Annotated in this window: 28 protein-coding genes and 1 tRNA gene; 5 read left to right on the top strand and 24 right to left on the bottom strand. The window is 67.4% G+C overall.

Annotated elements, in window-relative coordinates:
* Positions 1 to 9: 9 nt before the first annotated feature.
* The 11 genes from GON01_RS13270 to GON01_RS13220 form a co-directional block, all read right to left on the bottom strand.
* Positions 10 to 411: a c-type cytochrome gene (locus GON01_RS13270; protein WP_181599971.1), complete on the bottom strand. Its 402-nt coding sequence runs from the start codon at positions 409 to 411 to the stop codon at positions 10 to 12.
* Complete coding sequence (locus GON01_RS13265; protein WP_198159861.1) at positions 398 to 1,237, bottom strand: cytochrome c oxidase assembly protein; 840 nt, start codon at positions 1,235 to 1,237, stop codon at positions 398 to 400. Before GON01_RS13265 ends, GON01_RS13270 begins: the two co-directional genes overlap by 14 nt.
* Positions 1,234 to 1,575: a hypothetical protein gene (locus tag GON01_RS13260; protein ID WP_157027860.1), complete on the bottom strand. Its 342-nt coding sequence runs from the start codon at positions 1,573 to 1,575 to the stop codon at positions 1,234 to 1,236. The genes GON01_RS13265 and GON01_RS13260 overlap by 4 nt, the downstream gene beginning before the upstream one ends.
* Positions 1,572 to 2,183 (bottom strand): cytochrome c oxidase subunit 3, encoded by a 612-nt coding sequence (locus GON01_RS13255; RefSeq protein WP_157027859.1) that lies wholly within the window; start codon positions 2,181 to 2,183, stop codon positions 1,572 to 1,574. The genes GON01_RS13260 and GON01_RS13255 overlap by 4 nt, the downstream gene beginning before the upstream one ends.
* The gene (gene ctaD / locus GON01_RS13250; RefSeq protein WP_157027858.1) at positions 2,180 to 4,093 is read right to left on the bottom strand and encodes a cytochrome c oxidase subunit I; all 1,914 of its coding nucleotides are present in this window, start codon (positions 4,091 to 4,093) and stop codon (positions 2,180 to 2,182) included. The genes GON01_RS13255 and ctaD overlap by 4 nt, the downstream gene beginning before the upstream one ends.
* A complete protein-coding gene (locus GON01_RS13245; protein ID WP_157027857.1) occupies positions 4,090 to 5,073 on the bottom strand; it encodes a cytochrome c oxidase subunit II in 984 nt (327 codons plus the stop codon). Before GON01_RS13245 ends, ctaD begins: the two co-directional genes overlap by 4 nt.
* A complete protein-coding gene (locus GON01_RS13240) occupies positions 5,070 to 5,606 on the bottom strand; it encodes a c-type cytochrome (protein ID WP_157027856.1) in 537 nt (178 codons plus the stop codon). The genes GON01_RS13245 and GON01_RS13240 overlap by 4 nt, the downstream gene beginning before the upstream one ends.
* 160 nt (positions 5,607 to 5,766) lie before the next feature.
* Positions 5,767 to 7,512, bottom strand: a complete 1,746-nt coding sequence (locus GON01_RS13235; RefSeq protein ID WP_198159860.1) for a methanol/ethanol family PQQ-dependent dehydrogenase — start codon at positions 7,510 to 7,512, stop codon at positions 5,767 to 5,769.
* A 134-nt stretch (positions 7,513 to 7,646) separates the two neighbouring features.
* Entirely contained in the window at positions 7,647 to 10,406 is a 2,760-nt protein-coding gene (locus tag GON01_RS13230; protein ID WP_157027854.1) for a M14 family metallopeptidase, read from the bottom strand.
* A gap of 105 nt (positions 10,407 to 10,511) precedes the next feature.
* Positions 10,512 to 10,587: transfer RNA gene (locus GON01_RS13225), tRNA-Phe, on the bottom strand.
* Between the two features lie 29 nt (positions 10,588 to 10,616).
* A complete protein-coding gene (locus GON01_RS13220) occupies positions 10,617 to 10,796 on the bottom strand; it encodes a DNA gyrase inhibitor YacG (RefSeq protein ID WP_157027853.1) in 180 nt (59 codons plus the stop codon).
* Positions 10,797 to 10,890: 94 nt separating this feature from the next.
* Here GON01_RS13220 and GON01_RS13215 point away from each other — a divergent pair, with 94 nt between their 5' ends.
* Positions 10,891 to 12,618, top strand: coding sequence for a PHA/PHB synthase family protein (locus GON01_RS13215; RefSeq protein WP_157027852.1), 1,728 nt, complete (start codon positions 10,891 to 10,893; stop codon positions 12,616 to 12,618).
* A 101-nt stretch (positions 12,619 to 12,719) separates the two neighbouring features.
* Positions 12,720 to 13,148 carry a glycine zipper domain-containing protein gene (locus GON01_RS13210; RefSeq protein WP_408640927.1) on the top strand — a complete coding sequence of 143 codons (429 nt, stop codon included), beginning with the start codon at positions 12,720 to 12,722 and terminating at the stop codon, positions 13,146 to 13,148.
* Between the two features lie 82 nt (positions 13,149 to 13,230).
* Here the strand turns inward: GON01_RS13210 and GON01_RS13205 are convergent, their stop codons facing one another.
* The 13 genes from GON01_RS13205 to flgB all read right to left on the bottom strand — a co-directional run bounded on the left by GON01_RS13205 (position 13,231) and on the right by flgB (position 24,195).
* Positions 13,231 to 14,121 carry a flagellar motor protein MotB gene (locus GON01_RS13205; RefSeq protein WP_157027851.1) on the bottom strand — a complete coding sequence of 297 codons (891 nt, stop codon included), beginning with the start codon at positions 14,119 to 14,121 and terminating at the stop codon, positions 13,231 to 13,233.
* A 1-nt stretch (position 14,122) separates the two neighbouring features.
* Entirely contained in the window at positions 14,123 to 14,986 is an 864-nt protein-coding gene (gene motA, locus GON01_RS13200) for a flagellar motor stator protein MotA (protein WP_157027850.1), read from the bottom strand.
* Positions 14,987 to 15,143: 157 nt separating this feature from the next.
* Positions 15,144 to 16,070 carry a flagellar hook-associated protein FlgL gene (gene flgL, locus GON01_RS13195; RefSeq protein WP_157027849.1) on the bottom strand — a complete coding sequence of 309 codons (927 nt, stop codon included), beginning with the start codon at positions 16,068 to 16,070 and terminating at the stop codon, positions 15,144 to 15,146.
* A gap of 12 nt (positions 16,071 to 16,082) precedes the next feature.
* Positions 16,083 to 17,681 (bottom strand): flagellar hook-associated protein FlgK, encoded by a 1,599-nt coding sequence (locus GON01_RS13190; RefSeq protein ID WP_157028236.1) that lies wholly within the window; start codon positions 17,679 to 17,681, stop codon positions 16,083 to 16,085.
* Positions 17,678 to 18,025 (bottom strand): rod-binding protein, encoded by a 348-nt coding sequence (locus tag GON01_RS13185; RefSeq protein ID WP_309503259.1) that lies wholly within the window; start codon positions 18,023 to 18,025, stop codon positions 17,678 to 17,680. Before GON01_RS13185 ends, GON01_RS13190 begins: the two co-directional genes overlap by 4 nt.
* Complete coding sequence (locus tag GON01_RS13180) at positions 18,022 to 19,110, bottom strand: flagellar basal body P-ring protein FlgI (protein ID WP_157027848.1); 1,089 nt, start codon at positions 19,108 to 19,110, stop codon at positions 18,022 to 18,024. Before GON01_RS13180 ends, GON01_RS13185 begins: the two co-directional genes overlap by 4 nt.
* Positions 19,111 to 19,119: 9 nt before the next feature.
* Entirely contained in the window at positions 19,120 to 19,830 is a 711-nt protein-coding gene (locus GON01_RS13175) for a flagellar basal body L-ring protein FlgH (protein WP_157027847.1), read from the bottom strand.
* Between the two features lies 1 nt (position 19,831).
* Positions 19,832 to 20,620, bottom strand: coding sequence for a flagellar basal-body rod protein FlgG (gene flgG / locus GON01_RS13170; RefSeq protein ID WP_157027846.1), 789 nt, complete (start codon positions 20,618 to 20,620; stop codon positions 19,832 to 19,834).
* A 13-nt stretch (positions 20,621 to 20,633) separates the two neighbouring features.
* A complete protein-coding gene (gene flgF, locus GON01_RS13165; RefSeq protein ID WP_157027845.1) occupies positions 20,634 to 21,374 on the bottom strand; it encodes a flagellar basal-body rod protein FlgF in 741 nt (246 codons plus the stop codon).
* Between the two features lie 24 nt (positions 21,375 to 21,398).
* The gene (locus GON01_RS13160) at positions 21,399 to 22,706 is read right to left on the bottom strand and encodes a flagellar hook protein FlgE (protein ID WP_157027844.1); all 1,308 of its coding nucleotides are present in this window, start codon (positions 22,704 to 22,706) and stop codon (positions 21,399 to 21,401) included.
* A gap of 21 nt (positions 22,707 to 22,727) precedes the next feature.
* A complete protein-coding gene (locus tag GON01_RS13155; protein WP_157027843.1) occupies positions 22,728 to 23,432 on the bottom strand; it encodes a flagellar hook assembly protein FlgD in 705 nt (234 codons plus the stop codon).
* The gene (gene flgC / locus GON01_RS13150) at positions 23,429 to 23,836 is read right to left on the bottom strand and encodes a flagellar basal body rod protein FlgC (protein ID WP_157027842.1); all 408 of its coding nucleotides are present in this window, start codon (positions 23,834 to 23,836) and stop codon (positions 23,429 to 23,431) included. Before flgC ends, GON01_RS13155 begins: the two co-directional genes overlap by 4 nt.
* A 2-nt stretch (positions 23,837 to 23,838) precedes the next feature.
* Complete coding sequence (gene flgB / locus GON01_RS13145) at positions 23,839 to 24,195, bottom strand: flagellar basal body rod protein FlgB (protein WP_157027841.1); 357 nt, start codon at positions 24,193 to 24,195, stop codon at positions 23,839 to 23,841.
* An 87-nt stretch (positions 24,196 to 24,282) separates the two neighbouring features.
* Between flgB and GON01_RS13140 the strand changes: the two genes are divergently transcribed.
* From GON01_RS13140 to GON01_RS13130, 3 genes are read left to right on the top strand one after another with little or no spacing between them, the layout of a single operon-like run.
* On the top strand, positions 24,283 to 25,056 hold the full coding sequence (locus GON01_RS13140) for a motility protein A (RefSeq protein WP_332308486.1): 774 nt from the start codon (positions 24,283 to 24,285) through the stop codon (positions 25,054 to 25,056).
* Positions 25,056 to 25,544: an OmpA family protein gene (locus GON01_RS13135; protein ID WP_157028233.1), complete on the top strand. Its 489-nt coding sequence runs from the start codon at positions 25,056 to 25,058 to the stop codon at positions 25,542 to 25,544. Before GON01_RS13140 ends, GON01_RS13135 begins: the two co-directional genes overlap by 1 nt.
* A gap of 11 nt (positions 25,545 to 25,555) precedes the next feature.
* Positions 25,556 to 26,053 carry a flagella basal body P-ring formation protein FlgA gene (locus GON01_RS13130; protein WP_157027840.1) on the top strand — a complete coding sequence of 166 codons (498 nt, stop codon included), beginning with the start codon at positions 25,556 to 25,558 and terminating at the stop codon, positions 26,051 to 26,053.
* Positions 26,054 to 26,117: the final 64 nt, after the last annotated feature.

Genomic DNA, 26,117 nt, shown 5'->3' with positions numbered 1-26,117 from the left:
GGGTCTCGCTCATAACGTGTACAAATAGGCCGCGATGTCGCGGGCCTGCGGTTCGGTCACGCCCAGTTCCGGCATTGCGGTCTGCGGGTCGACGGCGCGCGGATGCTGCACCCAGGCGATCAGGTTCTCGGGCCGGTTCTCCAGCCGGCCGGCGAGATAGACGCGCTCGCCGACTCCAGAGAGCGGCGGCCCGACCTTGCCTGCCGCCTGCGGCACGCGCGGGATGGTGTGGCAGCCGCCGCAGCCGTATTGCTGGATGAGCTGCCAGCCGCGCACCGGGTCGCCGCCGGTCAGCAGGTGCGCGCGCGTCGCGACCTGACGCTGCGCGTCGAGATAATTCCAGGTATAGCCGCCGGCGATCAGCAGCAGCGCCACGCCCCCGGTCCAGCCGATGATGCTAGCCGATCGCATCGGCCTGCCTTTCCGGGCGGAACAATCGCGCGAGCAGCACGAGAGCGGCGCCCGCATGGGCCATGCCGCCCGGAATCCACATCACGAGCCCGGCAAGCTGCTGGTCCTGGGCGGGCGTCAGCCCGAACGGCATCATGCCCATGGCGGCATAGCCCGCGTACCAGGGGCTGGTGGAGAAGGCCATCAAAGCGCCCAGCCCGCCGCCGATCAGCGACGTCACGAACAGGCAGCTCGCCGCGACCAGCGCGTTTCGCCCCGCCGCCCGCGTCATCGCCCACCAGAACAGCAAAGCCGTGACCAGGAACGACAGATGCTGGGCGATATGCCAGCCCTCATGCCCCAAGGCCCGGTCGAACAAGGGCGGGGCGTGCCAAAGGATCAGCGCCAGCGCCTGGAGCGCCGTCGCGACCACCGGGTCGGCCAGGCCCTGCCACCAGCGCGCTCCGCCGCCGAGGCCTTGGCGAAGCGGCAGGGGCAGCGCCCAGAACATCACGCCCAACGGCCGCGCGCTGGCGATCAGCAGCGCGGCGGGAACCATGATCAGCTCGTGCTCGATCATGTGCAGGGTGAAGCTGCGCTCCCCGCCTTCGTGCAGCGGCGAGACGATCGCCAAGGCCAGCACCGCCCAGCCCGCAGCGAAGCGCCACGCGTGGCGCCGGTGCTGCGGCCGCCCGGCGTCGGCGCGGCGTTGCAGCCGTACATAGCCGATCGCGTAAAGCGCGGCCGCAAGCAGCAGCGGCACCGTGACGCTCGGCGCCCAGGTCCAGCCCGGCGCCTCGTCCGGCAATCGGTGCGCGCCGGCATGCAGCATCGCGAGCGCGATCATCCGAAGCACCCGGGCAGGAGCAGGGCGGCCGCCGTCTGCATGAAGATCGCGACTGAAAGCAGCGCGGCCATCAGCACGCCCACATAGGCGACGAACTTCCGGCCGCCATGCTCGCCCGGCACCGCGCGCCAGCTGACCAGCCCGCCGAAGCCTGCGATCGCGAAGCCGATCAGGCCGATCAGGATCATCACCACCGGGTTCGCGGCATTGCAGTTGTCCTGCGCGAGATCCGATCCGACCTGATGCGACAGCGCCCAGCCGAAGCCGGCGCCCAGCATTCCCGCCCACGGGGCGAGCAGGTATTTGGCGCGCCGTATTAAGGGGGGAGGAGGGGTCACCACCGCGGCACCCAATAGATCAGCAGGTAGATGGGCAGCCAGGTCAGCCACACGAAACGCCAGTAGAGCGAGTTCTCGCTGACATCGACGAAGCGCTTGCCCGTCGGCCCATGCCGGGTGAACATCAGCGCGGTCAGCACCAGCGTGTCGACCCAGTCGGTTACAATGTGCGTCGTGTGCAGCACCAGCAGTGCCCAGACGATCGAGCCATAGGGATTGTCAGTCCACAGCACGTTCAGGCTGCCGAACTCGAACGCACGGATCACCAGCAGCAGCCCGCCGATCGCCGCGATGATCGGCAGCAGCAGCCGCACCGGCGCGATCTCTTCCGCCTCGGCCTTTTTCTTGACGATCGTGTTCGGGATTTCACTTGCCAGCATCACGAGCGTGAAAAGCGTGCCGGCAAGCAGGTCCGGCGGCAGGATGGGCGAGGGCGGCCAATCCCCCTGATGGCTTTTCAGGATAAAATAGGCGCCGCCCGCCAGCGCGAAGCCGGCTCCCTCCATCAGCATGAACAGGATCACGCCCCACCAGGTGAGGCTGCGGTTGCCGAACGCATGCGTCGGCAGCGCGGACACGTCCCGGACGAAGCGATGGGGCGCGCTCATGCGGACACCGGCTCCTCGCCCGGCTCCAGGGCCTTTTTAGGCCAGAACCAGGCGATCAGCGCGATCGCGACCGGGATCGAGCCCCAGACGATCGCCCATGGGGTGAAGACTGACCCGACGAACAGGATTGCCGTCACGATCGCGGCGACCAGCGGCCAGATCGAGGGTTCGGCCGACGCTTCGAGCACGTCGGGCTCGGCATCGATCAGCGTCGTCATCAGCGTTTCGCGCTCGTCGACCTGCAGGCCCGTCATCACGGGCAGCGGCCCGCCGTCCACGTCCCATAAGGGCGTCCGGCTCTCAACCACCGGCACATGTGCGAAATTGTAGGGCGGCGGCGGCGAGGTCGTCGCCCATTCCAGCGATGTGCCGCCCCAGGGATTGGGCCCGGCCGGTTCGCCTTTCCAATAGGAGGTGAAGACGTTCACCAGGAACAGGATCACCGCGACGGCGATGCCGAACGCGCCGATCGTCGAGACCAGGTTCAGCACGTCCCAGCCCATGCCGGCCGGATAGGTATAGACCCGCCGAGGCATGCCCATCAGCCCGGTCCAGTGCATCGGCATGAACGTCAGGTTGAACGCGGCAAACAGGAGGCCGAAGCCCCAGCGCCCCAGCCGCTCCGACATCATCCGTCCCGTGATCTTCGGGAACCAGTAGGTGACGACGCCCAGCAGCGGGAACACCGCGCCGCCGATCAGCACGTAATGGAAGTGCGCGACGACGAAATAGGTGTCGTGCATCTGCAGGTCGAGCGGCACGCTCGCGACCATCACGCCGGACAGGCCGCCGATCACGAAGGTGATGATGAACCCGACCACGTACAGCATCGGCACCGCGAAGCGCGGGCGCCCGCTCCACATCGTCGCGATCCAGCAGAAGATCTGGATGCCGGACGGGATCGCAACCGTCATGCTCGCGGCGGTGTAGAAGGCATAGCCCAGCCGCGGCAGCCCGGTCGCGAACATGTGGTGCACCCACAGCCCGAACGCGAGCAGCCCGGTCGCGACCAAGGCCAGCACCATGAACGGATAGCCGAAGATCGAGCGGCCGGAGAAGGTCTCGGTGATCTGGCTGACGAAGCCGGTGGCCGGCAGGAAGATGATGTACACTTCCGGGTGGCCGAAGAACCAGAACATGTGCTGCCACAGGATCGGGTCGCCGCCTTCCGCCGGGTTGAAGAACTGCGTCCCCACCAGCCGGTCCGAGATCAGGAAGGCGGAGGCGAGCGCGATCGCCGGCATCGCGAAGATCACCATGAACGACACGACCAGCATCGCCCAGGCGAACAGCGGCATCCGGTCCAGCCGCATGCCGGGCGCGCGCAGCTTGAAGATCGTGCCGATGATCGAGGCGGATAGGGCGAGCGCCGCGACCTCGGTGAAGGTGATCATCTGCGCCCACATGTCGGCGCGCTTGCCGGGATCATATTCGGGACCGGAGAGGGGCGTGTAGGCAAACCAGCCGATATCGGGGCCGATGTTCAGGGCAAAGGCGATCCAAAGCATCAGCCCGCCGCCCAGATACATGTAATAGCTGAAGGCGTGCAGGCGCGGGAAAGCGATGGTCCTGGCGCCCACCATCAGCGGGATCAGGTAGATCGCGATGGCGTCCATCACCGGCACGGCGAACAGGAACATCATCGTCGAGCCGTGCATCGTGAAGATCTGGTTGTAGCGGTCGGCGGAGATCAGCCCGCTCTCCGGCGTCGCCAGCTGCGTGCGCATGATCAGCGCCAACACGCCGGCCAGCGCGAAGAAGATGAACGCGGTGACGGCGTAACGCCGGCCGACTTCCTTATGGTCGACGGTCGAGAGCCAGCCGATCAGCCCGGGCTTGCGGCTCCAGGTCCGTGCCAGCCGGTCGTGCAGCTCCGCGCCCTGCAGCTCCGGCCCGTCGCGCGCGATCATTTGAGACTCTCGAGATAGGCAACGACCGCATCCAGCTCCCGCGCCTCAAGACCGATATAGGGCATGTGCGCGCCGGGCTTCACGCCCTGCGGGTCGGCGATCCAGGCATAGAGACCGCCCCGGCCCATCGGCAGCGTGCCCGCCGCGATCGTGCTGCGGCTGGCGACATGGGTGAGGTCCGGCCCGACCGACGCCGAGGCGCTGGTGCCCGCGATGGCGTGGCAGGTCGCGCATTCGCGCGTCGTCACATAGGCCATGCCGGCAAGCTGCTGCGCCGTGGTGGGCGTACGCGCAGTAGCGAGTTGCCGGCGCGACCAGGCACGGAACTGGGCCTCGGGCTCGACGATCACTGTCAGCGCCATGTGCGCGTGCTGGGCGCCGCAGAACTCCGCGCATTGTCCGCGAAACACGCCCGATTTCCGCGGCAGCAGTGCGATGTCTCCCGTGCGGCCGGGAATCAGGTCCTGCTTGCCGGCGAGGTTCGGCACCCAGAAGCTGTGGATCACGTCATTCGACTTGAGCTCGATCAGCGCGGGCCGCCCGACCGGCAGGTGCAGTTCGTTCGCCGTGCGGATATCCTCGCTGTGGCTGGCGCCGAAATAGGTCACGTCCCACCACCATTGGTTGGCGGTCAGGCGCACGCGGACCGGCGAGCCCTGCTCGCTATAGCTCGCCATCGCCCGGTCGGTGAGCCAGCTCGCGAAGGCGAGGCCGACCAGCGAGACGCTGACCAGCGCGACCCAGGCGCGGAACAGCATCGGCACGCCCGTATCGCCCTCGCGCCGCCGCCTGAGGATCGCCGCGCCGAGGAAGCCGATCACCAGCAGGTAGAAGAACCCGCACACGACCAGGAAAATGACGAACAGGTTGTTGAACGCCGCGGTGTGGGCGCCGCCCGAAGGCGCGATCGACTGGACGCCCGCACAGCCGGTCAGAAGCAGCAGGCCGCCTCCCATCCCGGCTTGGGTGGCTTTGCTCACCGCGCCGGGCCCTTCGCGCCCGCCGGGTCGGATGCACTCGGCGGCTCGGGCTCGGCCAGCGTGCGCGGATAGATGTTCGACATCGTATCGTTCCGGCTCGGCGCCGCGTCCTTGGGCACGTTCGCCGACAGCGTCCGCACATAGGCGGCGAGCTGCCACATCTGGGTCGGCGTGAGCTTGCCGCGCCAGCTGGGCATCCCGTTCGGCCTGCCCTGGTCTATGCTGGCGACGATCTGGTCCATGCGGCCGCCGTAGCGCCACTGGTCGTCCATCAGCGCCGGCCCCATCCCGCCGCCGCCGTTCGCGTGGCAGCCGACGCAGTTCATCTGGCGATAGAGGCGGCCGCCTTCGGAAATGTGATACGCGTTCTCGGCATACATTTCCGCGCGGGGGTCTTCGGGGCCGGCGCTGCCGCCGCCGGGGAACAATGTCGACGTCTGCGCGGCGACGGCCGTCTCGGGCAGCGGCTTGCCCCGCACTTCCCGCGCCTCTCGATCGCAGCCGGAAAGAAGGGCGAGGCCAAGAATCATCATTCCTCCCCAAGCTCGCTTGGGGAGGGGGACCGCGCGCCGTAGGCGCGTGGTGGAGGGGCCGCAGCGAAGCGAGGACTGCCGACCGCCCGCTCCGCGGTGGGCCCCTCCACCACTCGCTTCGCGAGCGGTCCCCCGCCCCTGCAAAGGCAGGGGAGGATTTCTAAGGCAGAACGAAGTCATACAGCATGCCTCCGCCCGTGGTCTTGCCCGGCAGGTCGGCGGTCGCGCCGGCAAAGCCCAGCGCCGCGGTCGGGTCGCGCGGGTCCAGCCCGCCCGCGACCACCGCGCCGGCCCAGCCGCCGACGCCGGCCAGCACCGCGATGTGCTGCTTGCCGTCGGGCGCGCGATAGCTGATCGGCTGGCCGATGATTCCGGAGCCGGCCTTGAACTGCCACAGGAGCTTGCCGTTGGTGGCATCGAGCGCCTTGAACCAGCCGTCCATGGTTCCGTAGAAGACCACGTCGCCGGCAGTCACCAGCGCGCCGCTCCACAGCGGCAGGTCCTCCTTGATTTCCCATACCGCCTTGCGCGCGCCCGGATCCCAGGCGGTGAAGACGCCGCGATTGCCGCCGGGCCCCGCGTACATCTTCACGTCCGCGCCGACATAGGGTGTGCCGGCGATGTAGTTCGCCTCCATCGCGCCATAGTCCATGCACAGGTTCATGTGCGGGATGTAGACGAGCCCGGTGCGGGGGGAGAACGCGGCCGGGTTCCAGTCTTTCATGCCGGGCGAGGCGGGGCAGATGCCGCGCACGACCTTTCCCTGCGTCGTTACCTTGTCCGGGTTGGGGATCAGCCGCCCGGTCTTCAGGTCCACCCCCAGCGACGCGTTGACGTTGCCGTAGGGATCGGCGGCGATCACCTGACCCGTCACCCGGTCCATCACGTAGAAATAGCCGTTGCGTTCGGCCCGCAGCAGCACTTTGCGCGGCTTCCCGTTGACCTTCATCGTGATCAGGATCTGCTCGTTGATCCCGTCATGGTCGAACAGGTCGTGCGGGGAGAATTGATAATACCAGCGCGCCTGGCCGGTGGTCACGTCGCGCGCGAAGATGCCCGCCGTCCACTTGTTGTCGCCGGGCCGCTGGTCCGGATTCCACGGCCCCGGGTTGCCGGTGCCGTAATAGACCAGCTTCAGCTCCGGATCGTAGCTGATCCAGCCCCAGACGTTGCCGCCGCCGATCTTCCAAGCCTCGGGCGGCCAGGTCTTGACGCCCAGATCCTTGCCGCGGTCCATCGCGTAGTAGGGCTTGAAGTCGGGACCGATCAGCACGTCCTTGTCGGGACCCGTCGACCAGGCGCGCCACACGATCTTGCCCGTTCCGGCGTCGAGCGCCGTCAGCCAGCCGCGCACGCCCATCTCGCCGCCGGAATTGCCGACCAGCACCTTGCCGTCGGCGACCAGCGGCGCCATCGTCATGGTCTCGCCCAGGTTGATGTCGCCCAACTTGGTGCGCCAGACTTCGGCGCCCGTCTCGGCATCCACCGCGACCGTGTAGTCGTCCAACGTGTTGAAGAAGATGCGGCCGTTCGCATAGGCCGCGCCGCGATTGACGACATCGCAGCAGGCGACGCCCTGCGAGGCAGCGGCGGGCTTGGGGTCATATTTCCATTTGAGCGGGGCGCCGGGCCGGTTGAGGTCCAGCGCGTAGAGGTAGTTCGGAAACGGCGTGACGATGTACATCGTCGACCCGACCACCAGCGGCGCCGCCTCATGGCCCTTCAGCAGCCCGGTCGAGAAAGTGAAAGCGATCTTCAGCTGGCCGACATTGCCGCGGTTGATCTGGTCCAGCCGGCTGAAGCGCGTGCTCGCATAGTCATGGGCCGGCATCACCCACTGGCCGTCGTCGGTGCCGTTTCCCTGCGCGCGTGCCTGCATCGCCGGCCATATCGCCAGCGCAGCCATTACGCACGCCCGCATCCGCCAGCGCACCCGCATTCCTCCCGATATCGGCTTGGCGCCGAACGATTATTTCAGCGCCTTAACCGATGTTGCGGGACAAAGTTCCGGGTGCGAATCGATGTCGAGAATAATCCTTGTCAGTTGCTCGCTGCCGGTCCGTAATAGATGCCGTTGAACAGCAGCTTGAACGTGGCGAACGGCTGCGCGCGGGAAGTGACTTCGGGCCCAAGCAGGAACACCCGCCCCTTGCCGAGCGACGCGTCGACGATCGCCGTCGTGCCCTTCAGCGCCTTCTGCCCCCAGGCCCAGCCGGAGCGGAGCGGCGCCTCGCTATCGAACCAGGCTACCTTCTTCGCGCCCGGCCCGGTCACGGTGAACACCGGGCTGTTGTAGAAGAACACGTCTGCCGTCTCCGGCATGCCATAGGCAAGCGGGTCGGTAACGTCGAACTTCGCGCTGAGGATCGATCCGGGAATGTAGAACTCGGTCGAAGGCAGCGGCACGCGCTTGCCGTCCTTGTCCGCCCTTGTCAGCGGATCGCTGACCGGCAACCCCAGCGCTTCCCCGAGCGACCCCGCGTCGCCGACCGTGATGACGGTGCCGCCGGCCTTCGCGAACGCGGCGATCTGCGGATAGCTCTTCTCCCTGGTCACCGCGCCCAGCATCGGCCGGTATTCGGCGGGAATGTCGGCGGCGGCCGGCTGCCGGCGGGTCCGCCCTTCGCGGCCCAGCACGTCCGACTGGAACACCAGCACGTCATATTTCCTGTCGAGCCCGCCCTTGTCGAGCTCCTGCGGAAAGACCTGGGTGTAGGGGAATTCGAACTGCTCGAAGATCCAGCGGGTCCAGCCTGAGGCCATCGAGCCCCCATAGACGTCGACAAGCCCGATCCGCACCGGCTTGATCGCGATCGTCTCGCCCTCGGGCTTAGCTGCGGTATAGGCATCGATGCCGAGCGGGCCGACGCTGGCCTCGACGATCCGGCGCGCCTCGGCCGAGGCGGGGATCCACAGCGCACCGGGCGCGAGCACCTGCCCCGCGACTGTCACCGGTGCCTTCAGCCAGAACACCGGCTGCTTCGCCTTCAGCAGGCGGTTGGAAAGGATGAAGCTGTTGTTCGTCGCGTGGCTGACGATGAAGCCGTCGCCGCCGTTCCCCACGACATGGCCGGGCGGCGGCGCAAGCTCGTCGGGCACGGCCGGGAATTGCTGCGGAAACGCGTCCAGCACCCGGTCGAACGTCACGTTCATCTGGTAGGACAGGTTGTAGCCAGTGACATCGTAGGGCTTGACCGGCGGTCCGCCCGGATAGGCGAAGTCCTGCGGATGGTCCTGCGGCTCGAACATGTCGAGCACGTGCGGGCGGAACGCCTGGTCGCTGCGGACGACGAACGATCCCGCCGGATATGTCTTGCCTCCGAAGGTGAAGGGCTGGTCGGCGCGCTGGACCTCGACCCCCAGCTTGATCAGGGCGTTGAGGAACCGGATCGTCGTCGGCATGTCCGCCTGGCGGTCGGCCGGGATCAGGAAGGCGCGCGGCGCGCGGGCGGCGGGATCGCGCAGCACCGTGTCGTAGAGCTTGGAATCGACGACCTGCGCGCCGCGGAACTCGCCACTGTCCTCGGGCTTCGGCAGGTGCTTCGCGGCTTCCCTGACCGCCGCGATCCGCTTCGGCGTGACGACCCAGCTGTCCTCGCTGCCTTTGCGGATCTGGTTCCGCCCCATCACATAGCGGTTGTAGAGCAGCGTCTCGCTGTTGCGCGATGCCCAGTCCATCACCGCCCGGTCCAGCGACTTCACATAGTCGATCGATTGCTGGAAATGCCATGGCTGCGGCGCGACCGGCGCGATCAGGTCTTCGCGGGCAAGCTGGTTGTCCGGCACCAGCGGGATGGCCATCGGCGTGGGGCTGCCGATGATCTCGGTCAGGATGCCGATCGCGTTGTGGAAATAGCCGGCGGTGCGCACACTGCCGTTGAACCAGGTCGAATAGGGCGCGCCCGATCGCATCGTGGAGCCCGGCTTGCCTTCCGCGATCAGCCGGCCGTGCATCTGATAGGCAAGCGCGTCGGTCTGGTTGATGACCAGCGGATCGTAGTTGAAGTTCGGGTAATCGCGGAACGGCGGGATGAAAACGACGGTGCCGACCGGCCCGGTCTGATGCTCGTTGTAGATGATCTGCGGGAACCACTCGCGGTACGACGCTCGGTTCATGTTCGTCGTCTCGGCGAGGTTCGACATGTAGCTGTCGCGATTGTTATCGTGCCCGACATATTTCTGGTACAGGACCGGGATCGTGTCGGTGCGCCGCGCCAGCTTGTCGGCGGGGCGCATGTACCAGTCAGCGACCAGCTCCAGCCCGTCGGGATTGGCGAACGGGAACAGCACGATCTCGTCGTCGAGGATGCGCAGCGTTTCGGGATCGTTGCCGGTCAGCAGCTCGTAGATGATCTGCGGATGGGTCTGGGCATTGACCACTTCGGTCGCGTGCAGGCCGGCATCGATCCAGACGATCGGCTTGCCTTCCCTGGCGAGCGTCCGCGCCTGCTCGTTGGTTAGGTCCTTGGCGAGCGCCAGCTTCTTCGAGATCTCCTTGTAGTGGTCGAGCTTCGCCAGGTTCGCCGGCGAGGAGACCACCGCCATATATTGCTCGCGCCCCTCGGCCGTCTTGCCGATGCTGAGCAGCTTCATCCGGCTGCTTTCGGCGGCCACCGTCTTCAGCCATTTGGTGATCGTCGAATAGTCGGCGAGGAAATAGTCGCTTCCCGCCTTGGTGCCGAACGCGGCGTCCGGCGTCGTGATGCGGTCGGCCGTGGCGGGCGCGGGCGCTGCCGAAGCCGGGAGCGCCCCGGCCGCGATGACGAGGGCAATGGCGGTCGCGGACCAGGCACGGCTCATGTCTGTCTCCCCAGTGTTCGAGCAAGCCGGGTCTTATCGTATCCCGTATACGATACAAGCGCCGGGGCGCCGGCCGGGGCGCTAACGCGCGGAACGCGAAGGAGATGGTGCCCAGGGGCGGAATCGAACCACCGACACTGCGATTTTCAGTCGCATGCTCTACCAACTGAGCTACCTGGGCACGGGAGCTTAGGCCAAGCGAGGCGCGGCCTATAGCGAGGGGTCTGCGCGGCTGTCCAGTGGGTTCTCGTGCGCGGGCGGGCCGGGCACGCGATAACCTTCGCCCAGCCAGTTCAGCAGGTCCCGATCCTTGCAGCCGCGGCTGCAGAAGGGTTGGTGCTCGGCAGCCGTCGGCTTGCCGCACAACGGGCAGGTGTCGCTCTTCGCCATGACGGGGAGATGGGGCCGGGAGCGGCGGCGCTCAAGCCGTTCCGTTTGATCGGCTCGCCATTCCGCCTAGATTGATGGCGACAGGGAGAGAATCATGGCCGACCAGACCGACGTCCCCCACCCGCCGAGCCTGGAGGACATGCAGCGCTGGACCTGGGTGATCGGCCGCGCGCAGCAGCTGATGCTCGAGCACGGCGTGGAGATGGCAATGAAGGCGGCCGAGGCGCCGCCGCCTGCCGCCTTTCCCAACATGATGGATTCGACCGCGCTGACCCGGGCGGCCACGGACTTCTGGTCCGACAGCCTGAAGCTGTGGCAGCGATTCGTGACGCCGGGCGAGGCTGGCGCGGACCCTAAGGACAGGCGCTTCGCTGCGCCCGAATGGCGGCAGCATCCGCTCTACGACCTGATCCGCCAGACCTATCTGACGATCGCCGATCACATGCTGAAGTCCGTCGATCTACTGGACGGCGTGGACGCGGCGCAGAAGGAGAGGCTGCGCTTCGCGACGCGCACGGTGGTCGAGGCGATGAGTCCGTCCAACTTCGTGCTGACCAATCCGGAAGTGATGAAGCGGACGCTGGAGACAGGCGGCGAAAACCTGCTGAAGGGCCTGGAGCATCTGCTGCGCGACCTTCGCCAGGGGCAGCTCAGCCATGTAAGGCAAGGGGCGTTCGAGGTCGGACGCAATCTCGCGACCACGCCCGGCAAGGTGGTGAAGCGCACGCCGCTCTACGAGCTGATCCAGTACGCGCCGACGACCGACCAGGTATTCGAGACGCCGCTGGTGATTTTCCCGCCCTGGATCAACCGCTTCTACATCCTCGACCTGAATCCGGAAAAGAGCTTCATCCGCTGGGCGGTCGAGCAGGGGCTCAGCGTATTCATGGTCAGCTGGAAATCGGCCGACGCTTCGATGAAGGACGTGATCTGGGACGATTATGTCGCCGCCCAGATCGATGCGATCGACACCATCGGCGAAGCGCTGGACGTCAAGTCGGTGCACGCGATCGGCTATTGCGTCGCCGGAACCACGCTTGCCGCGACGCTGGCGGTGCTCGCCGGGCGCGGCGAGGCGGACAAGGTCAGGAGCGCGACCTTCTTCACCGCCCAGGTCGATTTCAGCCATGCGGGGGAGCTGAAGAACTTCGTCGACGACGAGCAGCTGAAGCTGCTGGAAGGTCTTGCGCCGGACGGGTTTTTCGACGGCCGCTATATGGCCGCGACCTTCAACCTGCTGCGCGGGCGCGATCTGATCTGGAACTATGTCGTCAGCAATTACCTGCTCGGCAACGACTATCCCGCGTTCGACCTGCTGCACTGGAACGGCGACACGACCAACCTGCCGGCCAAATGGCACCGGGCGTACCTGACCGACCTCTACCGCGACAACAAGCTGGTGGTGCCCAATGCGCTGACCGTATTGGGCGTGCCGCTCGACCTACGGGATGTGACGACGCCGACCTATGTCCAGGCCGGGCGGGAAGACCATATCGCGCCTGCCGAAAGCGTGTGGAAGATCACCGACCATTTCGACGGGCCAGTGCGCTTCGTGCTCGCCGGTTCCGGTCACATCGCGGGCGTGGTCAACCCGCCCTCGACCGGCAAATACCAATATTGGACCAACGACAGGCCGGTCGGCTCGCTCGACGAATTCGTCGCCGGCGCGACCGAGACCAAGGGCAGCTGGTGGCCGGACTGGATCGGCTGGATCGAGGCGCGGGGCGCGGAGAAGGTGCCGGCCGAAGGCGCGCGCGTGCCGGGCGCGGGCAAGCTCCCCGCGATCGAGGAAGCGCCCGGCAGCTATGTCCGGGCAAGCTGAACCGCGGCTAACATCGGCATTCAGCCTGCCCTCAAGCGAATCAGGTCATAACCATCTCCGACGTGAGGGCGCAGGGGCGCCGCTGACGAAGGAGATTGACGATGATGAAGAAGATCGGCCTGATCGGCGCGGCGCTAGCAACCGTCGCGGGCGGCGCGTTCGCTGCCGCACCCGCCAATGCCCAGTACTATGGCGGCTACAGCAGCCGCGGCCATTACGGGAACGGCTATAACGGCAATCGCGGCTATTACGACAGCCGCTACGGCAACGGCTATTACGGCAACCGTTACTACGGGAACCGCTACGGCAACGGCTATTACGGCAACCGCAGCTATTATGGCCGCCACAGCTATGCCTATCGCTGCCGCGGCAGCGGCACCACCGGCACGGTCCTCGGCGCGATCGTCGGCGGCTTGCTGGGCGACGCCGCGGTCGGCCGTCACGGCGACGGCACCGCGGGCGCGATCGTCGGCGCGGGCGTCGGGGCGCTGGCGGGACGCGCGATCGACCGCAGCGGCGACCGCTGCTGATCGGCAGCGACAGCTTTCCCCTCCGGTGGCGTAACGAGGGGACGGAGGCCGGGGCGGCAACGCTCCGGCCTCTTGCCATCGGCTATTGCTGGTGCACGCCCCGGTAGAGCAAGGTGATCGAGACGCGCCGGTTGCGCGGATCGGCGGGGTTCTTCTCGATATAGGGATCGCGGTCGGCCACGCCTTCGATCCGCTCGAAGCGGCGCTCCAGGACGCTGCCCATTGCCAGCCGGCGCCGGGTCGCTTCGGCGCGGCCGCTCGACAGCATCCAGTTGTTCATCGACCGCGGATCGCCATAGCCCAGGCTGTCGGTATGGCCGCGGATCGAAACCTGGTTCGGCATCGACGAGATTCCCTTCGCGACCGTGTCGATCAAATCGGCCGCTTCCGGATTCAGCGCAGTCGTGCCCAGCGCGAACATCGAATAATCGGCATCGTCGATCAGATCGATGCGCAGGCCCTCGCGAGTGGGGGTGAAGCGGACATGGCTGGCGATCTTCCGGAAACGCGGATCGGCGCCTAGCTGGCTTTGCAGCCGGTGGCTCAGCCGCTTGAAATTCTCGACATCCTCGTTGCGCAGCTTGTTGCCCTGGCCTTCCTTGGCGCCGCCGGTGGCGTCCAGCGGAACGGTCAGCGCGCGGGTGCCGGTCTGCGCCGCCTTGAACGGATAGGCGTCCTTGTCCATCAGCGACGACCCGCCGAGCAGGCCGTTCGAGCCCGCGCTTTCCCGCTTGGTCTCGACCAGGGTCGGCGAGAAATAGTCGGCGATCGACTTGCGCTGCTTCTCGGTGGTCGCGCCGAGCAGCCACATCAGCAGGAAGAACGCCATCATCGCGGTCACGAAATCGGCATAGGCGACTTTCCAGGCGCCGCCGTGATGGCCGCCATGGTCGTCGCCGACGATCTTCTTGACGATGATCTTCGGCGGCTCGTTCGAGCCGGCACGGGCCGGGACGGTGATCCGCTTCGCCATCTTACTTGCCGCGCAGGCCGTCGAAGACTTCGGCGAAGCTCGGCTGCTTCGCATGGACGATGCCGGACCGTGCCGCCTCGATGACCAGAGGCTGCGGATGGCCGTGCAGCGACGCGATGATGATCTGCTTCACCGTCTGGTAGATCGCGGCATCCTCCTCCAGCACCGCCTTCAGCCGGCTCGCCAGCGGACCGACCAGGCCATAGGCGAGCAGCACGCCCAGAAAGGTGCCGACCAGCGCCGAGCCGATCATCGCGCCCAGGATCGCAGGCGGCTTGTCGATCGAGCCCATCGTCTTCACCACGCCCAGCACGGCGGCGACGATGCCGAGCGCCGGCAGCGCGTCGGCCAGGCCCTGAAGCTGGTTGGCCGGGTGCAGCGTCTCGTGGTGGTGAGTCTTGATGCTGTTGTCGACGACTTCCTCGACCGCGTGCACATCCAGCGTGCCCGACGAGACCACGACCAGCCGCAGCGTGTCTGCGATCAGGTGGACCAACGTCGTATCCTTCAACAGCTTGGGAAACTCGGCGAAGATCGCGCTCGACTTCGGGTCCTCGACGTGCGGCTCCAGCGCGATCGGGCCTTCGACGCGCAGCATCTTCATCAAGCGCGAGACCAGGAAGATGACGTCCAGGAAATCCTTCTTGGTATAGCTCGGACCCTTGAACGCCTTGCCCAGGCCCGCGCCCAGCGCCTTCAGCTGCTTGCCCGAATTGCCGATGATCAGCGAGCCGACCGCGGCGCCGCCGATGATGATCATTTCGTGCGGAAGTGCCTCAAGCACAGGGCCGAGGGCGCCGCCGGTAAAGGCAAAGCCGCCGAACACCATGACCAGGAGGACGACAAGACCGATCGCAGGAAACATCGGGCCTTCGCCGCCTCCCCAGAAACAAAACTTCGCGGATGCGCCCGCGCTCGAGTCCTAAGACGGCAGCAGGGCTGGAAGTTTGAGGAATATTGTTGGTTAAAGGTCCGGTAAGGCGTCGAATTTCCCTCCCCCGCGACGCGGGAGAGGGACGCGCCTACCGGATATAGTCGAACAGGCTGAGGCGGCTGAGCATGGTGAAGCTCGACTGCGTCGCCTGCAGCGTGAGCATGGTCTTCTGCAGATCGGTGATCGCCGCCTGGACGTCGACTCCTTCCAGATTGCCGCGCTCGATGTCGTAATTGTTGGCTGCCTTGGCGAGGCTGTCGGCCTGGATGTCGAGCCGTGCGCCGCGAGCGCCGATCGAGGCGCGCGCGGTGGTCACGTTCTGCATCGCCTGGGAGAGGCCGTCGCTGGCATCGGCGAGCGCCTGCTTGCGGTCGGCCGGCGTCGCGCTGCCGCCGAGGTCCAGCGCCGCGGCAAGGTCGGAGACAATCTTGAACACGTCCTTGGCGGTGCCGCCCACCTGGATGCCGCCGAAGATGCGCTGGCCGCTGTCGGTCGCTTGCACGGTGATGCCCTCGCCGACCGGTATCGGCGGCGCTTCGCCTTCGCCGGCGAAGGACACGGTGCCGTCGGCCGCGCGCGTATAGGCCGGGCCGGCCCCGCTGCCGCCGAACAGGGCGGTGCCGCGCACGTCGGTAGTGTTGGCGGTGGCGTAGAGATTGTCGGCGATCGACTTGAGCTCGGCGGCGAGCGCGGCGCGATTGTCGTCGTTCAGCGTGTCGCTTCCGGCGCGGATGAGCAGTTCCTGGACCCGCTGCAAGTCGTTCGAAACGCTTTCCAGCGCGGTGTCGGTCTGGCCGAGCAGGCCCTGGGCAAGCTTCACGTTGCTCGCGAACTGGCTCTGGTCGGCCGCGGTACCGGACATGCGCGCGAGGCGCGCCGAGACGATCGGATCGTCGGAAGGCGCAAGGATGCGCTTTCCGGTCGCGATCTGCTCCTGCAGCTTCGCGGCAAGCCCGGACAGGTCGCCCATCTGGCGATTGCGCGAGTCGAAGAAATAGGCGGTGCCGATCTTCATGGCTCTCGTCCCTTAGTTCACCGCGTCCAGGATCGACTGGAAGATGTCGCGCGAGACCTGGATGATGCGGCTCGACGCCTGATAGGCTTGCTGGAAGCGCATCAGGTCGACCGCTTCCTGGTCCAGGTTGACGCCGGTCACGGCGTCCCGCGCCGCGGTCGCGCCTTCCAGGATCGCGTTCTGCGCGTCCGCCACCTGGCGTTTCGCCGATAGGGCGGAAGCGTTCGACGAGACCATCTCGTTCGAGGTCGCTTCGAACTGACCGCTCTTGCGCAGCTCGTCGAGCGCGGCGAGATTGCCGTTGTCGCGGCTACCGGGCCTGGTCGCGCCGACCGTGAAGCTGTCGCCGTCGGCGGCGCTGCCGTTCACGGTGATGTCGAGGCCGGCCAATGTGACCGGCGTGCCGGGCGTATAGGGCGCGGTGCCGATCACGCTGTTGGTCACCGGATCGGTCGCGGTCAGCACGCCGCCGCTGATCGAGATGCGGGTCGAAGCCAGCGGCGTGCCGTTGGTCTGGATGCTGAGCGTCGCCGCGCCGGCGTTGCCCGCGGTCGCACCAACCGTCCACGGACGCGCCGCCGCAATCTGGCGGCCCGAGAGCGTGTTGACGGCGAGCTTGCCGTCGCCCGAGCTGGCGTCGAACAGCGCCGCGCCCGGCTGGCCGTCGAGATCGACGCCGCCCGCCTGGACCTGGTTGACGCCGTCCGCGAAGGACTGGGCGAGGTTAGTGAGCTGCAGCCGCATGTCGGACACGCGGTTCGCGGCTTCCATGAAGCCGGCGAGCGAGCCGCCCTTCAGCGGCACCGGCTCGGGCGTGCCGTTCGGATCCAGCGTCAGCGCCATCGTGCCCGACGTGTTGAACGCGACGTCGAGCGGCCTGCTCGATACGCCCGCGACCATCGTCGGCCCGCTCGCGTCATTGAGCTTGACCGTCGCGACGCCGCGCTCGTCGGTGGTGACGCTGAGCGAGGCGAGCTGACTCATCTGGTCGATCAGCCGGTCGCGCTGGTCCAGCAGCTGCGCCTGCTCGTTGCTGCCGTCGCGCGCCTTGACGAGCCCGGCATTGGCCTCGACCAGACCGGCGGCGAGGCCATTCAGCTGCTCGACCGCAAGCTTGGCCGAGGCGCGCAGGTCGCCGTCGATGGCGGCGAGCCCGTCGGCGCTGGTCAAAAAGGCCGCGGACACGCCATAGGCGGCATCGAGATAGCCGGTGCGCGGGGCGGATCCGGTCGGATCGGCCGCGATCGCCTGGCCCGCGTTGAAGAATTTGGTCATCGCCGCCGAAATGCCGGCTGTGTTCAGCGTGTTCTCGATCCGCTCCAGCCAGACGATCGTCGAGCCGGTGCGGCCGGATTCCGCCGTCGCGTTGCGCATGTCGGCGGCGCGGAACGCGTCCCAGTTGCGGCCGACCGTGTTCGCCGCAACGCCGCTGCCGACGGTCAGGTTGGAGAGCAGGATGTAGCGGCCGGCGCCGCCCGAAATCTCGGTCAGCTGCGCTTCGCGGCGGACATAGCCCTTGGTGCTCGCATTAGCGATGTTTTCGCCGACGACGTTCAGCGCCGTCTGATAGGCGCGCACGCTGGTCGAGCCGATCGAGAGCAGGTCGCTCATTTCGCTTCTCCGCCTGTCGCGTTCGCGTCCCCGCCCTTCAGGTCAGGCCGGTTGCGGGCCAGGAATTCGGTCAGGGCCTTGCCGATCCCCATCGGGGTATGAAGCGCGATGGTTTCGGAAAGCTTAGCGTCCTGCATGTCGCGGAACTGATCGACCGCGTCGCTGTCGAACAGCCCGTCGTCGAGCTTCGCGGCACGCGCGGCCTTCAGCATCTGGTTGATGAACACCGCCTCGAACTGCGCGGCGGCCTTGGCCAGATTGTCCTTTGTCGCCAGCCGACTGGTGTCGGCGGCGACGCTGGGGCCGCCGACGATCGGCGGCGTGAGGGGCGGAAGATCGCTCACAGCACGATCAGCTCGGCTTTCAAGGCGCCTGCTTCCTTCAGCGCCTCGAGGATCGCGACCAGGTCGGCCGGGCTGGCGCCGATGCCGTTCACCGCTTTCACGATGTCGGCCAGCTTCGGCCCGGGTGCGAGCATGAACATCGGGTTTGCCTTTTCCTCGACCTCGACATTGCTCTGCTGCTCGACGGCAGTGGTGCCGTTGGACAGCGGCCGCGGCTGGACCACGCGCGGGGCCTCGTCGATGCGGACGGTCAGGCGCCCGTGCGTCACCGCCGCCGGCCCGACGCGGACCGCCGAGTTGATGACGACGGTGCCGGTACGGGCGTTGACGATCACCTTCGCCGGCGGCTCGGCCGACACCACGGTCAGGTTCTCGATGTCGCTCATCAGCGCAGTGCGGACCTCGGCGCCCTGCGGCGCCTTGATGCCGATCGACACGCCGTCGATGGTGCGCGCGGTGCCGGCGCCGAGGCGGGCGTTGATCGCCTGGGCGACGCGCTCGGACGTGGTGAAGTCGGCCTTCTGCAGGTTGAAGCGCAACTCCTCGCTGGTCGCGAAGCCGGTGTCGACCGCACGCTCGACGGTGGCGCCGTCGGGGATGCGCCCGGTGGAGGGCACGTTGACGATCACCTTGGACCCGTCGGCGCCTTCGGCGCCCAGGCCGCCGACCGCCAGCGAACCCTGCGCCATCGCATAGATCTGGCCGTCCGCGCCCTGCAAGGGCACCATCAGCAGGCTGCCGCCCCGCAGCGACTTGGCCTTGCCGATCGCCGCCACCGTCACGTCGATGCGCTGGCCGGGCTTCGCGAAGGCCGGCAACTCCGCCGTCACCATCACCGCCGCCGCGTTCTTCAGGCCAGGATTGATGCCGGCCGGCAGGTTCAACCCGAACCGCGAGGCGACGCCTTTCATCGACTGGACCGTATATTCCAGATTGTCGTCGCCGGTGCCGGCCAGGCCGACCACGATGCCGTAACCGACCAGCTGGTTCGGGCGGACGCCCGCGAACGAGCCCAGGTCCTTGATCCGCTCGGCATGAGCGGGGACGGCGAGCAGCGCGAAAAAGGCGATCAGGAAGCGGATCATCACGAAATCCTAGAAGGGGCTGACCAGCGAGAAGAAGCGCTGCAGCCAGCCGGGCCGGGCCTGGCGCTGGAGGTCGCCGCGGCCGGTGTAGCTGATCTTCGCGTCCGCCACGCGCGTGGAGAGGACACGGTTGTCGAAATCGATGTCGGCGATGCGCACGATGCCCTGGATCTGGACATATTCGTCGCCGCGGTTCAGCTGCAGCTGCTTCTGTCCGCGCACCAGCATCGTGCCGTTCGGATAGACTTCGGCGACGGTCACGCTGATCTCGCCCGACAGCATGTTCGACTGGCTCGCGCTGCCCGCGCCCTTGAAGGCCTGGGTGCCGCTCGCCGCCGCTTCCGCGGGGCTGAACAGCGACAGCGGACCCGCCGAGGGCGGGGTCAGCCCGATATTGCCGTCGCGGCCGGACTTGGAGCCGACGTCCTTCTGGGCGACGGTGCGCTCCGCGAGCACGATCGTCAGCGGATCGCCGACGCGGCGCGCGCGCGGGCCTTCATACAGCGCGGCATAGCCGTTCGAGGCCTGGAAGATCGCGCCGTTCGCCGCCGGGGGCGGCGGCGCGACCGGCAGCACCGGGGCATAGTCGATCTTCGGCTTCTTGCGCGCGAGCGCGGGGGACGCGGCAAAGGCCAAAGCGACTAGTGCTCCGGCGAAAGCCGGAGCGGTGCGGGCAAGGCTCCAGCCTTCGCCGGAGCGCAGCTTTGCGCCTGACCGCATGTTACAGGTTCTGGTTGGCATATTGCAGCATCTGGTCGGTGGCCGAGATCATCTTCGAGTTGACCTCATAGGCGCGCTGGGTCTCGATCATGTCGACCAGCTCCTCGACGACATTGACGTTCGAGCCTTCGAGCATGCCCTGGCGGATCGAGCCGCGCCCGTCCTGCCCGGCGACGCCGATATTGGGCGCGCCGCTGGCGGCGGTCTCGGTCAGGAAATTCTGCCCGAGCGGCTGCAGGCCGGCAGCGTTGGGGAAGGTCGCGATCTGGATCTGGCCGATCTCGGTCGGCGCGGTCTGGCCCTGCACGGTCGCCGAGACGGTGCCGTCGGTGCCGATCGTGATCGACGTCGTCCCTTCCGGAACCGTGATCCCCGGCTGCACCTGATAGCCTTCGCTGGTGACCAGCAGGCCTTCGGGCGAGCGCGTGAAGTTGCCGGCGCGCGTATAACCGATCTGGCCGCCGGGCATCTGCACCTGGAAATAGCCGCTGCCGTCCAGCGCCAGGTCCAGCGAGTTGCCGGTGGTCTGGAGCGATCCCTGGGTATCGATCCGCGCCGTGCCCTGGACACGCACGCCAGTGCCGAGGTTGAGGCCGGTCGCGTACTTCGTCTCCGCCGTGCTCGGCGCGCCATTCGCGGTCACGGTCTGGTAGGCGAGGGTCTCGAACGAGGCGCGGTCGCGCTTGAACCCGGTCGTGTTGACGTTCGCCAGGTTGTTCGAAATCACGCGCATCCGCTCGTTCTGAGCGTCGAGGCCCGTGCGGGCGATGTGCATCGCTGCGCTGGTCATTGCATCAATCCTTTCACGGCAGGCGCATCAGGGATGCGCCGCCATCGTCCATGTCCTTGGCGGTCGAGAGCATCTTGGCTTGCACTTCGTAGCTGCGCTGGTTCTCGATCATCTGGATCAGCGTCTCGGTGACGTTGACGTTCGACTGCTCGAGCGAGCCCGACTTCACGGTCGCGTCGAGATTGGCTGGAAGCGTCCCGCCATCCTTGACGCGCAGCAGGTTATCCATGCCCTTCAGCGTGACGCTGCCCTTGGGGTCGACCAGCTTCAGCCGGTCGAGCACCTGCGGCTTGTCGAGGTCGCCGCCGGGCGGCACGATCAGGACCGATCCGTCGTCGGCGATCGTCACTTTCTGCGCCGGCGGGATCGTGATCGGGCCGCTGTTGCCGATGACGGGAAAGCCGTCGCCGGTCTGCAGCACGCCCGAAGCCGCGATCGTCAGATCGCCCCGCCTTGTATAGGCTTCCTCGCCATCGGCGGCCTGGACCGCCATCCACGCATCGCCGTTGATCGCGACGTCAAGGTCGCGGCCGGTCGAGACGACCGGGCCCGCCTTGCGGTCCGCGTCGACGACTTCTTCCGAGGTCAGCGCCCGCGAGTCGAAGCCGGTGCCCTTCAGCGCCAGCTGCTCGAAGTTGAAGCTGTCCGCGCGAAAGCCGACCGTCGACGCGTTCGCCATGTTGTTGGCGATCGACGCCTGCGCGGCCATGCGGCCCCGCATGCCGGAATAGGCGGTATAGACCAGTCTATCCATCGATCGCCCCCAGGCCCTCGCTCATTAGCTGCGGATGTTGATGATCGTCTGGCTGAGCTGCGTGGCGGTATCGATCGCCTTCGCATTCGCCTGGAAGTTGCGCTGCGCGGCGATCAGGCCGACCAGCTCTTCGGTGATGTCGACGTTCGACCGCTCGATCGCGCCGGCCATCAGGTTGCCGAAGCCGCTTTCGCCGGGCTGGCCGACCGTCGCGTCACCGGACAGGCCGGAGACCGACCAGTAGCTGTTGCCGATCTGGCGCAGACCCTGCGGGTTCGCGAACTGCGCCAGCACGATCTTGCCGAGCGCTTCGTTCTGGCCGTTCGAGAAGCTGGCCTTGACCAGGCCGTTCGCGTCTACCGTGACGCCCTGCAGCTGGCCGATCGGCGCGCCGTCCTGCGACTGGGCGATGATCGTGAAAGCCGAGGGGCGCTGCGTGGTGGCGATCGAGAAGTCGACCGTCATGTCCTGCGGCGCGGCATTCGGCGGGGTGAAGGTCGCGAAAGTGGTCGGGCCGGCCGGCGACTGAAGGACGCCGTTCGAATCGAACGTCATCGTCAGCGGCACCGGCGGGTCCGGCTGGGTCGGATCGGCCGAGATCTGCTGGCCGCCGACGAAAGAGTAGACGAGCCAATCGCTGGTCGTGACCGCGCCGCCCGGCTGGGTCTGGCGGACATAGTAATTGGTCAGCGTGTTCGGGTTGCCGACCGAGTCGTAGATCACGGTCGACGACGCGAAATTGTACGTGTCCGGATCGAAGCGGCTGAACGCATAGGGGCTGGCCGCCGTCCATTGCGGGTCCTGCGACGGGATCGGCGCGTTGGCCGACAGGTTGACCGAGACCTTGGCCTGCTTGGTCGCCTTGGGCGTGCCGCTGGTCTGCGGCAGGCGCAGGCTGACGGTGTCCTCAAGGCTGGTCGCGACCACGGTGCCGCTGCCGTCCACCGGGAAGACCTGCACGGTCGCGCCCTGCGAGTCGGTGACGAGCCGGTCGGCCGAGACGGAGAAGGATCCGTTGCGAGTGAAGGCCACTTCGCTGGTGTTCGGATTGGGCTTCACGACGAAAAAGCCCTCGCCGCTGATCGCAAGATCGAGCGACGACTGCGACTGCTGCAGCCCTCCCTGCGAGAATTGCTGGCGGATGCTCTTCACGTAGGAGCCGGAGCCGATCAGCTGGTTCGGGCTCTTGGTCGCGGTCGACGCGATGACGTCGCCGAACTCGACGCGGCTGCGCTTGAAGCCGTTGGTGCTGACGTTCGCGAGGTTATGCGCGATCGTCGACAGCTCGGTCTGAGCGCCCTGCAGGCCCGAAAGCGAGGTGTAGAAAGACATTGTTCAACTCCTACGAAAAGCTCAGCCGACCTGGCGGACGGCGGTGAGAGGCTTCGGGCCCAGGCCGGCCAGGTTCAGCACCGGCGCGCCGCCGTCCGAACCCAGGCTGACCGAGGTAACCGGCGCCCATACGTTGATGGCAGAAGCAACCCGCGTGCCATTTCGAAGCACGCTGGACGTGATCTTGTACGGACCGGCCGGTGCGGCGCCGCCGTCGTCGGTCTTGCCGTCCCAGTTGATGGCCAGGTCGCCGGCGCCCTGCGCCCCGTAATTGATCGTGCGCAGCAGGTTGCCCGCATTGTCGCTGATCTGGACCTGGACATCGTCGGCCGGGTCGGCGAGCGGCAGCACCGCGTCGAGCGAGCCGTCGGTGTTCGGAAAGGCGGTGTCGCCTTCGACCAGCACAGTCTTGCCGACATAGGAGATCGCCTGGGCGGCGTTGGCGCCGTCGAGCCGGGTCGCGACTTCCTTCAGCGTCTTGTTCATCTCCGAAATGCCGGCGACGTTGGAGAAGGTCGCCATCTGAGCGACCATGTCCTCGTTCTTGACCGGATCGAACGGGTCCTGGTTCTTCATCTGCTCGGTCAGCAGCTTCAGGAACGAGTCCTGGCCCAGCGCATTCGCCTGGTCCGCCGTCTGCACTTTGGGGGTGCCGGCGGCGCCGGTGCGCGAAATGCCGAGCTTGGCGAGAGTGTCGTCGAACGACGAGCTGACGGCGTCGGTCATTTGCCGAGCCTCAGCGTGTCGAGGATCAGGCTCTTGGCCGTCTGCAATACCTCGACATTGTTCTTATAGGTCCGTGCGGTTTCGAGCATGTCGACCATCTCCCGGGTCTCGTCGACGGCGGATTCCCAGACGTCGCCGTCTGCGTTCGCCATCGGGTTGTTCGGATCGTGGCGCTTGGTGGGCGCGGGGCCCGCGGTCACGACCTGCGTGACGTCGACGGTCGCCATCCCGCTCGCCTTGTCGTAGCTGGTCTTGAAGACCGGCTTCATCGAGCGATAGGCATCCGCCTCGCTGCCGGCGACGCCGCCGGCATTGGCGAGGTTTGACGCGGTGGTGTTCATCCGTACCAGCTGCGCCGACATGGCCCGCCCGGCGACGTCGAAAATGGTGAGCGGCTGCGCCATTCTTATTCGCCCTTCAGCGCGCGCGTGAGGGTCTGGATGCGGCCGTTCAGGAACGACAGCGTCGTCTGGTAGGCGACGGCGTTCTCGGCGAACTCGGTCTGCTCGGTGTTGAGCTCGACCGTGTTGCCGTCCAGCGACGGCTGCAGCGGCACCCGATATTTGGTGGCGGCGTCGATTGCCGACGATACCGATGCGCCCGGCTTCTCGGCCGCGGCGAGCGCTTCCGAAAAGTCGATGTCGCGCGCCTTGTATCCCGGCGTCGATGCATTGGCGATGTTGGACGCAAGGAGGCCCAGCCGCTGCGACCGCAGCGCCAGCGCCTTTCCATGCACTCCGAACAGATCGTCACCCAAAGCCATGATGGCCCCTCGCGAATGTTGCGCGGGAATATCTGCAAAGGGTGTGCCAACTCCGCGATTGCCGGCCGGCAGGCATCCGCGGCCGCGGTGGCGGCAGCGAACCGGCAACATCTTGCCGCCGCCCGGCAACCTGCCTTGCCGCTGCCGCGGCCGGTTGCCGCCCGCGCGCAATTGGCCCGGGTCTTGCTGAACGCGGAGGCGATGAACCTCGACCTGGCTTCCCTGCTCGTGTTCTACGATCCGGTCGCGCTGGCGATCGTCGGCGGCGGCACGCTGCTGGCGACGGCTGCGCGCGGGCCGATCGGCGACACCGTCGACGCGCTCCGCTGCCTGCCGGTGCTGGTGCGCCGCCCGTTCGACTTCGGGCGGGCCCGCGCCGAGCTGGCCCGCGCCGAGCGCGTCGCCCATGCCAAGAGCCTGCTCGCGATCGACCCGCAGGTGCTGAAGGATCCGGACGTCGCGCGCGGCGTCGAGGCAGTCACGGACGGCGCCACCGCCGACGAGGTCGAGCAGCTACTCGACCGGCTGCGCCAGGCGCGGCTCGACCGCCATGCCACTGTCCAGGAATTCTGGGCCGCGGCAGCGGAAGCGGCGCCTGCAATGGGCATGGTCGGGACGCTGGTCGGCCTGGTGCGGATGTTCCGGTCGATGGACGATCCGGCGACGATCGGCGCCGCGATGGCGGTGGCCCTGCTGGCGACGCTCTACGGCGCGCTGTTCGCCAACCTGGTCGCCGCGCCGATCGCGGCGCGCCTGCGCCGCCTCGCACGCGCGGAAGAGAATGAGCGGCGCGCGCTGATCGCTCCGTTCCGCGCCTTTGCCCGGCGCGAGACGCCGGTCCGGCGGAGCCGCGCCGCGTGATGCTCCGCGTTCTCGCGCCATCGCGGCCGCTCTGGCTGATCACCCTCGCTGACCTTTCGCTCCTGCTGGTCGGCTTTTTCGTGTTCCTGCAGGCGACCTCGCACAAGCCGCGGCCGGAGCGCGAAGCGATTCAGGCCGGCATCCGCGAGGCGTTCGGCGGCGTCGGCGCCTCGCCGCTCGCCGTCGAGGCGAACGCGGTTACCGGCTTCGCGCCCGGCCGTGCGAAGCTTCCGCAGGACGCGTCGGCACTCGCCGGCTGGGCCGGCGATGCACTCGCGGACCCGCGCACGCGGCTGATCGTGACCGGCTATGCCGACGGCTCGAGCGAGGACCGCAGCGACGGCAGCGCGATGGCGCTGGCCGGCCGCCGCGCCGAGGCCGTCGCGGCCGCTCTGGGCCGCACCGTTCCCCGCGAGCGTGTTCGGCTCTCCGCCGCCGTCGCGCCCGGTGCACGCCGGGTGACGCTCGTCATTTCCTACGATCCCTGAAGGAGCCGATCATGCTCTCGCTTCTCCTCCTCCTCTCCGCGACCGCGCCGACCGACCTGGCGCTGCTCGACCGCGCTGCCGAGATTTTCGCCGGCGCGCGCCAGGGCGAGCCCGGCGGCCCGATCGCGCCCATCGATCGCCGGCTGCGCCTGTCGGCCTGCGGGTCGAGCCCGGAGTTCACCTGGCGCACCGATGCGCATGACGCGATCGTGATCCGCTGCCCCGACCCGCGGGGCTGGCGCATCTTCGTCTCGGTCCGCGCCGCTCCTGCCGTGCCTGCGGTGCAGCAGGCCGTGGCCGCGAAGCCGGTGAAGGAAGAGCCGGTGATCCGACGCGGCGATCCGGTGATGCTGGAGGCCGGCGACACCGGCTTTGCCGTCTCGGCCGACGGCGTCGCCATGGCCGACGCGGCGCCCGGCGAGCGGCTGCAGGTCAAGGTCGATGGCGCCAAGGCTCCGGTCCAGGCGATCGCGGTCGAGGCCGGCAAGGCGAAACTTCCGGGCTGGTGAGCAACTTTTCCTAAAGGTTCTGCGCAGCCGGCCGTTCAATCATAGCGAACCCCACTCCAGCGAG

This window comes from Sphingomonas horti, assembly GCF_009753715.1.
GTDB classification, from domain to species: domain Bacteria; phylum Pseudomonadota; class Alphaproteobacteria; order Sphingomonadales; family Sphingomonadaceae; genus Sphingomonas_B; species Sphingomonas_B horti.
This window is presented reverse-complemented; position numbering and strand designations above follow the sequence as displayed.

Coding starts and splice junctions, on each gene's coding strand:
- GON01_RS13270 (WP_181599971.1), bottom strand. CDS start 411: ATGCGATCGGCTAGCATCATCGGCTGGACCGGGGGCGTGGCGCTGCTG.
- GON01_RS13265 (WP_198159861.1), bottom strand. CDS start 1,237: ATGATCGCGCTCGCGATGCTGCATGCCGGCGCGCACCGATTGCCGGAC.
- GON01_RS13255 (WP_157027859.1), bottom strand. CDS start 2,183: ATGAGCGCGCCCCATCGCTTCGTCCGGGACGTGTCCGCGCTGCCGACG.
- ctaD (WP_157027858.1), bottom strand. CDS start 4,093: ATGATCGCGCGCGACGGGCCGGAGCTGCAGGGCGCGGAGCTGCACGAC.
- GON01_RS13240 (WP_157027856.1), bottom strand. CDS start 5,606: ATGATGATTCTTGGCCTCGCCCTTCTTTCCGGCTGCGATCGAGAGGCG.
- GON01_RS13235 (WP_198159860.1), bottom strand. CDS start 7,512: ATGGCTGCGCTGGCGATATGGCCGGCGATGCAGGCACGCGCGCAGGGA.
- GON01_RS13230 (WP_157027854.1), bottom strand. CDS start 10,406: ATGAGCCGTGCCTGGTCCGCGACCGCCATTGCCCTCGTCATCGCGGCC.
- GON01_RS13220 (WP_157027853.1), bottom strand. CDS start 10,796: ATGGCGAAGAGCGACACCTGCCCGTTGTGCGGCAAGCCGACGGCTGCC.
- GON01_RS13215 (WP_157027852.1), top strand. CDS start 10,891: ATGGCCGACCAGACCGACGTCCCCCACCCGCCGAGCCTGGAGGACATG.
- GON01_RS13210 (WP_408640927.1), top strand. CDS start 12,720: ATGATGAAGAAGATCGGCCTGATCGGCGCGGCGCTAGCAACCGTCGCG.
- GON01_RS13205 (WP_157027851.1), bottom strand. CDS start 14,121: ATGGCGAAGCGGATCACCGTCCCGGCCCGTGCCGGCTCGAACGAGCCG.
- motA (WP_157027850.1), bottom strand. CDS start 14,986: ATGTTTCCTGCGATCGGTCTTGTCGTCCTCCTGGTCATGGTGTTCGGC.
- flgL (WP_157027849.1), bottom strand. CDS start 16,070: ATGAAGATCGGCACCGCCTATTTCTTCGACTCGCGCAATCGCCAGATG.
- GON01_RS13190 (WP_157028236.1), bottom strand. CDS start 17,681: ATGAGCGACCTGCTCTCGATCGGCTCGACCAGCGTGCGCGCCTATCAG.
- GON01_RS13180 (WP_157027848.1), bottom strand. CDS start 19,110: ATGATCCGCTTCCTGATCGCCTTTTTCGCGCTGCTCGCCGTCCCCGCT.
- GON01_RS13175 (WP_157027847.1), bottom strand. CDS start 19,830: ATGCGGTCAGGCGCAAAGCTGCGCTCCGGCGAAGGCTGGAGCCTTGCC.
- flgG (WP_157027846.1), bottom strand. CDS start 20,620: ATGACCAGCGCAGCGATGCACATCGCCCGCACGGGCCTCGACGCTCAG.
- flgF (WP_157027845.1), bottom strand. CDS start 21,374: ATGGATAGACTGGTCTATACCGCCTATTCCGGCATGCGGGGCCGCATG.
- GON01_RS13160 (WP_157027844.1), bottom strand. CDS start 22,706: ATGTCTTTCTACACCTCGCTTTCGGGCCTGCAGGGCGCTCAGACCGAG.
- GON01_RS13155 (WP_157027843.1), bottom strand. CDS start 23,432: ATGACCGACGCCGTCAGCTCGTCGTTCGACGACACTCTCGCCAAGCTC.
- flgC (WP_157027842.1), bottom strand. CDS start 23,836: ATGGCGCAGCCGCTCACCATTTTCGACGTCGCCGGGCGGGCCATGTCG.
- flgB (WP_157027841.1), bottom strand. CDS start 24,195: ATGGCTTTGGGTGACGATCTGTTCGGAGTGCATGGAAAGGCGCTGGCG.
- GON01_RS13135 (WP_157028233.1), top strand. CDS start 25,056: ATGCTCCGCGTTCTCGCGCCATCGCGGCCGCTCTGGCTGATCACCCTC.
- GON01_RS13130 (WP_157027840.1), top strand. CDS start 25,556: ATGCTCTCGCTTCTCCTCCTCCTCTCCGCGACCGCGCCGACCGACCTG.